The sequence below is a fragment of the Lacibacter sediminis genome (assembly GCF_014168535.1).
Classification (GTDB): Bacteria; Bacteroidota; Bacteroidia; order Chitinophagales; family Chitinophagaceae; genus Lacibacter; species Lacibacter sediminis.
In genome coordinates this window covers 3,603,319-3,615,297 of the sequence record NZ_CP060007.1, presented here as the reverse complement: position 1 = coordinate 3,615,297, position 11,979 = coordinate 3,603,319, and the positions used below count along the sequence as shown (strand labels likewise).

The window sequence follows — 11,979 nt, the reverse complement described above, 5'->3', positions numbered from 1 at the left end:
GTAATATTTTTACTGTCTTACAGGTATCGCCTGAACTGCTTTTAAAAACAACAGAATGAGATTACATATTGCTGCCTTTTTTGTTTTTGCAATGCTTTCATGCATTTGCTCTTTCGCTCAACGCAAACAAATAAACATCGATAACAACTGGAAGTTTGCATTCGGTCATGCAGCTAATCCTGAAAAAGATTTCAACTACAGTATCAAAACCATCTTTTCGAAATCGGGTGGTGCTGCAGGTACAGCTATCGATGCACGGTTTAACGACAGTAGCTGGCGCACACTCAATCTGCCACACGATTGGGCAGTTGAATTACCTTTTGCTTATGTAGATAATTTTGATGTGGAAAGTCATGGTTACAAACCGGTGGGTGGTTTGTTTCCTGCAACAAGTATTGGTTGGTATCGCAAGAATTTTACCGTGGCGAAAGCTGATTCCGGTCGTCGCTTTCAATTGCAGTTCGATGGAATTTTTCGTGATGCCAATCTATGGATCAACGGATTTTATCTCGGCAATAACAAGAGTGGGTATGTTGGTGTGAATTATGATGTAACTGATTTTATCAACTACGACCGCAGCAATGTAATAACAGTTCGTGTAGACGCAACGCAATACGAAGGATGGTTTTATGAAGGCGCAGGCATTTATCGTCATGTATGGTTGAACAGTTATCCCAATACGCATATTGCAACGGATGGTGTGTTTGCTTATGCAAATATTACAGGCAACAATGCAACGCTGAACGTTGAAACTACAGTTGCAAATGAGTATACTGCTGCTGGTAATTATTCAGTCAATACCTATTTAACTGACAGGGCTGGTGTAAAGATCGGTGCTGCAAAAGAAACCGCACTTGCAATCAATACAAACGAAGAAAAAACAATTAAGCAGATCGTTAATGTTACGAACCCAACGCTATGGTCGTTGGAAAATCCTTATCTCTATCGTGTTGTAGTGGAGTTAAAACAAAATGGAGTTATTGTAGACAGTAAGAAACTTCGCTTTGGTTTCCGTACGATTGAAATAAAACCCAACGGTGTTTTCTTAAACGGAAAGCATGTTAAACTATTTGGAACAAATAATCACCAGGATCACGCTGGTGTGGGAAGTGCGTTGCCTGATTATCTGCAATACTATCGTATTGGTTTATTAAAAGAGTTCGGTTCAAATGCATATCGTACAAGTCATAATGCGCCAACACCTGAGTTGTTGGATGCATGTGATAGTTTGGGTATGTTGGTAATGGATGAACAACGTTTGTTGAACAGCGGTGCTGAGTATATGGATCAATTTCAACGTTTGGTAAAGCGTGACCGCAGCCGCACTTCCGTATTTATGTGGAGCATCGGTAATGAAGAAGGATGGATACACAGCAATTCATTCGGCAAGCGAATTGCTGAAACCTATATCAGTAAATTAAAACAACTTGATCCTACACGCACCTGCACTTACGCTGCTGATCTGGCGAATGTATATAAAGGAGTGAATGAAGTGATTCCTGTCCGCAGTTTCAACTATCGTCAGTTTGCAGTTGCAGATTATCATAAAGATCATCCGAACCAACCAATCATTGGAACGGAGATGGGCAGCACCGTAACTACACGTGGAGAGTTGGTAAAAGATTCGATCCGTGGATATGTACCTGATCAGGATATTACTGCTCCATGGTGGGCAAGCCGTGCAGAAGAGTGGTGGAAGTTAGCTGCAACAAATGATTTTTGGCTCGGTGGATTTATCTGGACAGGTTTTGATTATCGTGGTGAACCAACACCATACAAATGGCCGAATATCAATTCGCATTTCGGTATCATGGATGTGTGTGGCTTCCCGAAAAATATTTACTACTATTATCAAAGCTGGTGGACAGATAAAGATGTGCTGCACATTTCTCCACATTGGAATCATCGTAACGAGTGGGGACAACCGAAAAAACAAATTGATGTGTGGGTGAACAGTAATGCTGATGATGTAGAGTTATTCTTAAACGGAAAAAGTCTAGGTAAGAAAGACATGCCACGCAATGGTCACCTGCAATGGAAAGTGGAATTTGAACCGGGCAAATTAGAAGCTGTTGCTTATAAGAAGGGAAAAAAGCTTATATCGAAAGTGGAAACAACAGGCGTGCCTGTTGAAGTGGTATTAACACCGTACAAAACAACGATGCTGGCTGATGGTAAAGATGTAACGGTGATGAATGTAACGGTTGTTGATCGTGAAGGCCGTGAAGTACCGGTTGCTGATAATCTCATTAAATTCAAAATTGAGGGTGATGCAAAGATCATTGGTGTGGGTAATGGTGATCCCAGCAGTCATGAAGCAGATAAATGTACAGAGGGTACATGGCAACGCAGTTTATTCAATGGGAAATGCCAGGTGATCATTCAATCGGGTACAAAGGCAGGCATTTTTAAAGTGGAAGCAAGTGCGAATAATTTATTTACCGGTTCAACGGATGTAATAATGGTTGCGCCTGAAAAAGTGAGTGCTATTACTATTGATGAGAAATATAAATTGAAAGGTGAAGCAGCAAAACCAAGAGTGGTTGATCAAATGATGGGTGCAGATATTTCTTTTTTGCCTGAACTGGAAGCAAGGGGTATAAAGTTTTCTGATAAAGGAGTCACAAAAGATGCAATTGAAATTATCAAAGAGCATGGCATCAACTATGTGCGTTTGCGCATCTTTCATGATCCTGCACAGGACAGTGGCTATTCACCAAAGAAAGGTTTTTGCGATCTCAACTATACCAAGCAAATGGCAAAGCGTGTTAAAGCTGCCGGCTTAAAGCTCTTACTCGATTTTCATTACAGCGATTACTGGGCCGATCCCGGTAAACAATATAAACCTGCTGCATGGAAAGGACTTTCATTTGAAGAGTTGAAGAAGGCCTTGTATGATTATACGAAAAAGGTGATGGAGGAATTGAAAGCACAAGGTACAACACCTGATATGGTGCAGGTGGGTAACGAGATCAATCATGGTATTGTATGGCCCGATGGTAATGTGAGTAATATCGATCAACTGGCACAATTGCTTTGCGCAGGCACTGCGGCAGTTAAAGCAGTTGATCCAACTGTGCAGATGATGTTGCATGTGGCGTTAGGCGGACAAAACAACGAATCTGTTTTCTTTATTGACAATATGATTGCACGTGGTGTGCACTTTGATGTGATCGGACAGTCCTACTATCCCAAATGGCATGGTACATTAGCTGATCTGGAGAATAATCTCAAGGATCTCGTTCGCCGTTATAACAAAGATGTGATTGTGGTTGAATACTCAGCGTTGAAAGAAGAAGTAAATAAAATTGCATTCAGTCTGCCCAACGGAAAAGGTAAAGGAACTTGTATTTGGGAACCGCTCAGCACATGGGAACAGTTTTTCGACAGGGATGGCAAATCAAATAAATACCTGCTAATGTATGATGAGATGAGTAAAAACTATTTGAAGAAATAAAAGAAAGGAGCATCAAACGATGCTCCTTTCTTGTTGCTATAATAAGAAGTCACGCCACCAGTAACCACTGTCTTTAATGGTGCGTAGTTGTGTATTGAAATCAACATGTATCAATCCAAATCTTGCATTGAAACCTTCGCTCCATTCAAAATTATCCATCAGTGTCCATGCCAGGTAGCCATTGATCTTTACACCTTCCTGTTTAGCTTTATAGACAGCTGCCAGATATTGTTTAAAATAATCAATGCGTTCCTGGTCATGAACAGATCCGTTTTTTAATGTGTCTTTAAAGCAGGCACCATTTTCTGAAACAATAATTGATTTTACACCGCCATAGTTCCAGTAACGTTTTAATAAACGGTAGAATGAATCGGGGTTTATTTCCCATCCCAATGATGTGTGCGGCACCTTTCTTGTTTTTGCAGTTACTTCACTTGCCTGTATGTATGGAATGAGTGCATTGTGTTTAACGGTTACACTGAAATAATTTTGCAGTCCGATAAAATCAAAATCAAACTGCATCCGTTCCGTGTATCGCCAGGCTTTTGTTTTAAGGTGAAGTTTATCGATCAATGGAAAATCTTCATTTGGATAATTACGTCCAAGTGTTGGTTCAATAAATAAACGGTTGAGTAAAATATCCAAACGCTTGGCTGCTTCCACATCTTCTCTTTTGTTCGAATAGGGCATAACTTCACTACAGGAAAAACTTGTTCCGATGATTGCTTTAGGTACATGTTTTCTTACGATTCGTCCACCTTCAGCTTGTGCAATCACAGCATTATGAATAGCGGGGAAAAAATGTTCAAGTCCTGTCTTTCCCGGTGCATGTTTGCCGAGCATATATCCGAGTGAAGTAAAACCCATTGGTTCGTTGAGAATGATCCAGTGCTTGACTTTATCGCCAAATTCTTCTGCACAAAATGTTGCATAACGGGCAAACCATTTTTGCATATGTACACTTGCCCAGCCACCCTCTTTTTGTAAGGCCTGCGGAAGATCCCAATGATAGAGTGTGGCGAATGGCGTTAAACCCAATTGCAAACATTCATCGATCATGCGATGATAAAATGCTACGCCTTCTTTATTTACTTTGCCCGTGCCTTCAGGGAAAATACGACTCCATGAAAATGAAAAACGGAATACATTAAAACCAAGAGCTTTTACAAGCATGAGGTCATCTTTGTAACGATGATAGAAATCGCAGTTCTCTGTTGGCTTGGCGCCGCCTTTTATTTTTCCTTGTCGTCGTGCAAACACATCCCAGATAGATGAGCCACGTCCATCAATATTCCAGGCACCTTCGTTTTGTGCAGCTGCAACAGCTACACCCCATAGAAAATCTTTTCCAAAAGCAGAGGAGGAGGGTAAATGCAAGAATAGCTTTTTACAAAGCTGTGTTTTGTACGTGAACTGAATGTTAACAAATGATGTTTACAAAAGATTCCTGCAATTTTTCTACTTCGGTTCTTTATCTTTTAGTGATTCCCACGCTGCATCTGCCTTTTTAATATAGTTCTCAATATCTTTCTTCCAAAGTTCCCTCACTTCTACATTATAATTTAGATAAAGCTTGCCATTGACAATGCTCCACGCATCAGGTTCCGTTTTTGCTTTGTAACCACGTGAACAACCAAAGGCACAATACCCACCATACTGTGGTGCATATTTTTCAGGATTTGTTTTAAACAACAAGGCATGTTCTGCTGTTGCGAACAGCCATTTGGCATCGTTCCAGGTAACAGTATGTTCATCATTTCCTTTTAACGGTTTGTTATCGGTAAAATAGGCCACCACATCATAGCCATTAACTGCAATGTTGTTTTTTGTGAAGATTTGTTTTTGTTGTGCCGTCATCTGTGCAACCGAAAAAATCGTAAGTGAGACAAGAAGAAATAGTTTTTTCATATTTAAAGTTTCAGCAAAGCTAAACAGGCCGTAATGTGCAAAAGGTCGTGCAGCTTACAACAAATTCGTTAAACGTTTTTAACATTGATTTCGGTAGTAATGTCAGTATCAGGACAAATCGGGTTTGTACTTGCTTATAGTTTTGTTTTACGTTAATACGGTTATTATGAAATGGACATCTGTCATCTTAGTTGCATTTATCAGTACTTCTGTATCAGCACAGGAAGTAAAAGAATTGCCACGCACCAACCGTTTTGCTGATTTTACTGCAACCATCGGAGCATCGCAACAAACACTCGCTGCTTCCTATGTTTATAATTGGCGTGTTGGAACGAAAAGGAAATTTGAATTGGGGCTTGGCATTCGCAACACTGCATATTTTGGAGTGAAAAAAGATTTCTGGACAGCACCTGCTGATGTGGCACGAGGATCGAGTGTGCCATTCATTGTGGTAGTATCGGAACAAAAAACCGAGAACTGGGATACACTTACAGTACAACGCCCATTCACCAATTCACTCAACCTTTCTGCAAACTTTGGTTATCATATCAGCGGAAAATTTTATGCCGGCTTTAATATTGATCTCATCGGTTTTACTATTGGCCGCACAAGCAGTGCAGTTTTCACCAGCAATGGAACAACAAGAACAGAACCCGAAGCAAAGCCGGTGCCGTTTAATCTTTTACTCACCGGGGATCTTGATCTCGGTTCGCTTAACTCAGAATTTTTTCTCTACTATCATTTAAATAAAAGCTGGAGTGTGAAAGGCGTTTATCAATTCATGTTTGTTGAATACAAAACAACCAATGTAAAACAAACAGTTCCAAAAGATGTCGATCGTTTTCGTAACAAAGCGAATAACGGCGGCATTGGTGTGGCTTATCATTTTTAAAACGATCAATATGAAATACATTTTATTTCTCGCAATTACTGCCTTGCTTTTTTTCAGTTGTAAAAAAGAAGCGTCCACAACACCAGGTACAGATCCTGTTGATTCGGTAAATCAAACAGTGCTTTTAATGGGAAGTTTTGTAAATGGCCCTTGGGGTGCTGTTAGCGGACAGGCGAGAGTGCTTCGTTCATCAAACGGTTCTTTAAGCTTAGCATTGGTGAATGTAACTATTTCGAATGGTCCTGATCTGTATGTATATCTTTCAAAGGAAGTGCAGCCCATCAATTTTATCAGCCTGGGTAAACTCCGTTCAACAAGTGGCAACCAGGTATATGCTATTCCCGGAGCACCTGATTTCACACAATATAAATATGCATTGATCCATTGCCAGCAGTATAATCACTTGTTTGGCAGTGCAACATTGACGCAGTAACAACAGTTCTAAAACACAAGAATAAAAGAGCTTCCTTCTCCTTCTTTACTTTGCACACGGATATTGCCCTTGTGTAACAGCATAATTTGTTTGCAAAGACTGAGGCCAATGCCGCTTCCGTTTTTTCTTGTGCTGAAGAATGGAATAAAGATCTTATCTAAAATTTCAGCCGACATACCGCTTCCGTTATCCGATATTTTGATCACCGTTTTACCAGTTGTAGTTGTAGTTGCAGTGAGTATGATCTGCGGATCTGGTTTGTCCTTTACGGCTTCAATGGCATTCACCAGTAAATTAATCAATACCTGCTCAAGTAAATTAATATCTGCAACCAAGGTTACGGCAGGGTCTTTCAGAATAATATCCAGTTCGATCTTCTTTTGTTCAAGTGTTGGCAACATTAACTGGTTCAGGTTCTCAAACAAATCTCTCACCAGTATTTTTTTACTGTTGAGTGTGGTGATCTTATTGAGGTTGCGGTAAGTTTCAGCAAACTTCAGCAAACCTTCACTTCGGCGTTGAATGGTTTCAATACCCAATGCAAGATCATCAACTGATCCTTCTTTGTTTTGGAGATGCTCCACGCTTTGGTGCAACCTGTTTTTTAATGTTTCTGCCAGGGACGAAATAGGTGCAACAGAATTCATGATTTCATGCGTCATTACACTTAACAGTTTGCGCCATGCTTCTGCTTCATTCTCATCCAAGGCCTCATTTACATTTTGAAAGGCGATGAGTTTAAACGTTTGATCATCGGTTTGAAAAGCAGTAGCCGATAGCAATACTTTAAAACTTGTTTTATCAGTTGTTGCAGTTGCCAGTTTGCTTTCACCGGTTTTGATATTGATCGCTTCTTTATACAACCCTTCATCTCTTTTCTCCAATGAGTGAATGGTTTTTAAATAGGGGATACCCATCATCCGTTTAAACGATTCATTCATCCATACAATTTCGCCTGTATCGGTCTTGTACGAGAGAATACCGGTGTCAACAAGCTCCAGAATTTTTTGTAAGTATACATATTGTGTTTCCTTTTCCCGGCTGATCACTTTAAACGTAGAGTTGATCTCATTAAATCCTTCACGCAAGGGTTGCAATTCAGCAGGAGCGTGTTTTACATTAAAGTGCCTCGAAAAATCTCTATAGTGAATTGATTCAGCAAATTCTTTTACTTCGTTCTGTGCTTTGTTGAGTAATTGATAAAGATCATAAAACTGGTAAGCAAGTATGGGTAAAAGAAATCCGGTATACAAGAAGTATTCTTTCACTAACAACCACGCAGCAGCAAATAATATTGCAAACAGCAATATCAATCTTATGAATAATCTGAATTCGTAGCGTTTAAACATATTCTTATTCTGTGTTTGATTCTGTCAGACGAGTGCGTCAGACGGGACGTGTTACGGACTCAAATATCATACTTCGTTAATCTCCTGTACAACGCTGTTCTTGTTAAACCCAGTTCTTTTGCTGCTTTGGTAATATTACCGCTATGTTTTTCAATTACACGAAGAATTGTATTCTTTTCCATGCTGCTCAACTTAAGATCCTGTTCTTCTTCTTCGGCCTGCATACGTGCTGTTTCAATGGGCGAAAAAATAAGATCACTTGCTGAAAGCGTATCACCCTCTGTCATGATCACAGCACGTTCAATACTGTATTGCAGTTCACGCACATTGCCGGGAAAAGGGTGCTCTACCAATTTGTCAATTGCTTTTTTATCTAACTGAATATTCGGTTTAATATATTTTTCGGCATACACAGTCACATAATGCTGTGCCAGCAATGGAATATCTTCTTTGCGTTTACGTAATGGCGGTAATGTTATTTCAACTGTGTTGATACGGTAAACAAGATCCTTACGGAAACGATTTTCATTAGCTAATTCAGCTAAGGGAAGATTTGTTGCGCAGATCAAGCGAATATCAACAGGTATGGGTTCATTACTTCCCAACTTAATGATCTGCCTGTTTTGTAATACCGATAAAAGTTTTGCCTGTTGTTGTAAACTGATATTACCGATCTCATCTAAAAACAAAGTACCGCCGTTTGCAGCTTCAAACCGGCCAATGCGTTCTTCCCTTGCATCTGTAAATGCTCCTTTCTTATGACCGAATAATTCGCTTTCAAATAATGTTTCCGTTAATGCACCGGCATCAACTTTTATAAATGGTTTATTCGCCCGTAGTGATTGCTTGTGAATTGCGTGTGCAACAAGATCTTTACCCGTGCCATTCTCTCCAAGGATCAATACGTTCGCATCAGTGGGTGCAATTTTTTCGATCTTCACAAAAATATCTTTCATAGCAGCACTTTCACCTATAACTGTTTTGCCTGCAGTAGCTGGAGAAACAAGACTGCCTGAAGATTTGTCTGCACCTTTTTTATTTAGTGCTTCACGAATGGTGGTGATCAATTTTTCATTATGCCAGGGCTTTATCACAAAATCGGCAGCACCTTCTTTTAGTGAACGCACAGCAAGATCAATATCGCCATAAGCAGTGATCATGATCACCGCAGGCTGTTGCGTTTGCTCTTTAATTTTTTTCAACCAATAAATTCCTTCGTTGCCTGTATGAATGGTGCTGTTGAAATTCATATCAAGCATTATCAGATCAAAACTTTGCTTGGCCAACAGGTGACGGATGTTTTCCGGGTTCTTTTCGGTCACTACTTCCTTTGCTTCAGTTTTCAGCAGCAGTCGCACAGCCGTGAGAACATCCGTATCATCATCTATGATCAGTATGCGGGAATTTTTTAAATTCATTCTTTTATGTTCGATCGTACTGTTTGTATTCATGGCAGTACTTTCACCACCACAAGTTTACCATATTCGTAAAGTATTGACAACTAATTCTCAACAAAAATCCCAACCAACGGAAACTGTATCAAAACCGTACACCTATTGTATCGAAACCGTACACTTTTAATTTGAAGGTGAGAGAACTTGCGTGAAAACCAATGAATTAGCCCATTGGCACGGTGTTATAGGTTATCTGCGTGTTCTCAATTGATTTCTTTGGTTTAAAAGTTACCCTGCTGTAACATCAGGGTAACTTTCAACGTCAAGAGAACAGATTTTAAAAAGGAAATTACTTTACATGGACAGAGTTATTGAAAAGAAGAAATGGAACACGAAACGCATTCTAACGATTGCAGGAATTGCAGCTATAGTTGCGTTGATTGCTGCCAGCGTTTATTTTACATCAGGCAAATCAAAGTTGAATGTAGATACTGAACGCATTACCATTGGCGAAATTAAAACTGCAGCCTTTCATGAGTTTATTACATTAAACGGAGTGGTGTTACCTGAAAGCACTATTTATCTCGATGCAATGGAAGGCGGAAGGGTAGAAGAGAAATATGTGGAAGATGGAGCCATGATGACGAAAGGCCAACCGATCCTTCGTTTATCAAATACTGATCTTGAATTACAACTTGCCAACCAGGAAACCCAGGTGTTTAATGTGTTAACCCAAATGCAGATCAGTAAAAATAATGCTGAGCAAAACTCCATTAACCGCCAGAACCAGGATGCAGAAGTTGATAATGCATTGAAAGAGTCTGAACGTGTTTATCTCCTCAACAAAAAACTATACGATCAAAAAGTAATTGGCCTGCAGGAATTTCAAAGCAGTAAAAATTTATACGATTACCAGTTACGCCGTAAAAAATTAACGGAGCAGATCATGAAAACCGATGCAACCAGTATGAAACAACAAGTTGACCAGATGGGTGAAAGCTATCAACAAATGAAGCGCACACTTGCACTGATGCGCAAAAAAGTTGGCGACCTAATTGTTCGTGCACCGGTTGACGGACAGTTAACATCGCTTGATGCTGAAATAGGTGAGAACAAAAATAAAGGACAACGTCTCGGCCAAATTGATGTCATGAGCGGATACAAGCTTCGTGTTGACATAGATGAGCATTACATCAGCAGAATCTTTGCCGGTCTTATGGGCAATTGTGATGTGGCCGGTAAAACTTACCAACTGAAAATTAAAAAAGTATATACGCAGGTCACCAATGGCCGTTTCCAGGTTGATATGGAATTTGCAGATAAAGTACCGGAAGGTATCCGTCGTGGACAAACATTACAAGTGCGTTTGGCTTTGAGTGAAGAAACACAGGCCATTCTTTTACCGAAAGGAGGTTTCTACCAACAAACAGGCGGTAACTGGATATTTAAGTTGAATGAAAACGGAACTGTTGCTTACAAAGTAGATATTCAACTTGGTCGGCAGAATCCTGACTACTATGAAGTGTTGAGTGGATTGAAACCCGGCGATAAAGTAGTAACCAGCAGCTATGAAAACTATGGCAATATGCAGGAGTTAATTCTTAAGAAATAGATTATGAAAAAGCAATTCATTTTGTTGATCGCTTTTGTACTGGTTTGTTTGCTTGGCGCAACATCCGTTGTAGTGAGTAACAATCGTACATGCAGTGTTGAAGAGCAAGACATGAAACAACCACCATCAAACGATTTCCTGTTGCATGGCCCATTAAATTATTTTCAATTGTAAAAAAATCACATCAATGATAAAGATCACTAATCTCGAAAAGTTTTATCGTACAGAAGAAGTTGAAACTGTTGCATTGAACAAACTCTCGATGGAAGTAAAGGAAGGAGAGTTTGTGGCCGTAATGGGGCCGAGCGGTTGCGGCAAATCAACCTTGCTGAATATTCTTGGTTTGCTAGATGATCCGGATGGTGGCAGCTTTTTGTTCAACGGCATTGAAGTGGCAGGTTTTAACGAACGCAAACGTGCCGATCTGCGTAAACGTAATATCGGTTTTGTGTTCCAGAGCTTTAACCTCATTGATGAGTTAACTGTTTACGAGAATGTGGAGTTGCCGTTGATCTATTGTAATATAAAGGCTGATGAGCGCAAGAAAAAAGTAGAAGAAGTACTTGACAAAATGCAGATCATGCATCGTCGTAATCACTATCCGCAGCAGTTAAGCGGTGGTCAGCAGCAGCGTGTGGCAGTTGCACGTGCAGTGGTGAATAATCCCAAGCTTATTCTTGCAGATGAGCCGACAGGTAATCTTGATTCTTCAAACGGTAATGAAGTAATGCAATTACTTACGGATTTGAATGAGCAAGGCACAACCATCATCATGGTAACACATAGCGAGCACGATGCAAAATACAGTCATCGCATTATCCGCATGCTCGATGGACATTCGGTTACGGAAAATATATTGGTTTGATAAAATCATTCCCCAATTAGCCATTAACCATAATCATTTAGCTCTCTTTGCCAACCATTAAACCTTGTT

At 40.0% G+C, this 11,979-nt stretch carries 10 protein-coding genes; 6 read left to right on the top strand and 4 right to left on the bottom strand.

Going from position 1 to position 11,979, the window contains the following annotated elements:
* Positions 1–55: 55 nt before the first annotated feature.
* On the top strand, positions 56–3,457 hold the full coding sequence (gene galA, locus H4075_RS15315; protein WP_182801709.1) for a beta-galactosidase GalA: 3,402 nt from the start codon (positions 56–58) through the stop codon (positions 3,455–3,457).
* A gap of 36 nt (positions 3,458–3,493) precedes the next feature.
* Here galA and H4075_RS15310 read toward each other — a convergent pair whose 3' ends face one another.
* Together H4075_RS15310 and H4075_RS15305 are read right to left on the bottom strand one after the other, a co-directional pair.
* Positions 3,494–4,834: a GH1 family beta-glucosidase gene (locus H4075_RS15310; protein ID WP_182801708.1), complete on the bottom strand. Its 1,341-nt coding sequence runs from the start codon at positions 4,832–4,834 to the stop codon at positions 3,494–3,496.
* A gap of 81 nt (positions 4,835–4,915) precedes the next feature.
* Positions 4,916–5,365: a YHS domain-containing (seleno)protein gene (locus H4075_RS15305; protein WP_182801707.1), complete on the bottom strand. Its 450-nt coding sequence runs from the start codon at positions 5,363–5,365 to the stop codon at positions 4,916–4,918.
* Between the two features lie 166 nt (positions 5,366–5,531).
* On the opposite strand from H4075_RS15305, the gene H4075_RS15300 reads away from it, so the two are divergent.
* Positions 5,532–6,257 carry a hypothetical protein gene (locus tag H4075_RS15300; RefSeq protein WP_182801706.1) on the top strand — a complete coding sequence of 242 codons (726 nt, stop codon included), beginning with the start codon at positions 5,532–5,534 and terminating at the stop codon, positions 6,255–6,257.
* A 10-nt stretch (positions 6,258–6,267) separates the two neighbouring features.
* Positions 6,268–6,690: a DM13 domain-containing protein gene (locus H4075_RS15295; protein WP_182801705.1), complete on the top strand. Its 423-nt coding sequence runs from the start codon at positions 6,268–6,270 to the stop codon at positions 6,688–6,690.
* Positions 6,691–6,698: 8 nt separating this feature from the next.
* On the opposite strand, the gene H4075_RS15290 is transcribed toward H4075_RS15295, so the two are convergent.
* Both H4075_RS15290 and H4075_RS15285 read right to left on the bottom strand, forming a co-directional pair.
* Positions 6,699–8,039, bottom strand: a complete 1,341-nt coding sequence (locus H4075_RS15290; protein ID WP_182801704.1) for a sensor histidine kinase — start codon at positions 8,037–8,039, stop codon at positions 6,699–6,701.
* 59 nt (positions 8,040–8,098) lie between these two features.
* Entirely contained in the window at positions 8,099–9,457 is a 1,359-nt protein-coding gene (locus H4075_RS15285; RefSeq protein WP_182801703.1) for a sigma-54-dependent transcriptional regulator, read from the bottom strand.
* A 334-nt stretch (positions 9,458–9,791) separates the two neighbouring features.
* On the opposite strand from H4075_RS15285, the gene H4075_RS15280 reads away from it, so the two are divergent.
* From H4075_RS15280 to H4075_RS15270, 3 genes are read left to right on the top strand one after another with little or no spacing between them, the layout of a single operon-like run.
* Entirely contained in the window at positions 9,792–11,045 is a 1,254-nt protein-coding gene (locus H4075_RS15280; RefSeq protein ID WP_182801702.1) for an efflux RND transporter periplasmic adaptor subunit, read from the top strand.
* Between the two features lie 3 nt (positions 11,046–11,048).
* Complete coding sequence (locus tag H4075_RS15275) at positions 11,049–11,219, top strand: hypothetical protein (RefSeq protein WP_182801701.1); 171 nt, start codon at positions 11,049–11,051, stop codon at positions 11,217–11,219.
* Between the two features lie 13 nt (positions 11,220–11,232).
* On the top strand, positions 11,233–11,910 hold the full coding sequence (locus tag H4075_RS15270) for an ABC transporter ATP-binding protein (protein WP_182801700.1): 678 nt from the start codon (positions 11,233–11,235) through the stop codon (positions 11,908–11,910).
* Positions 11,911–11,979 lie beyond the last annotated feature (69 nt).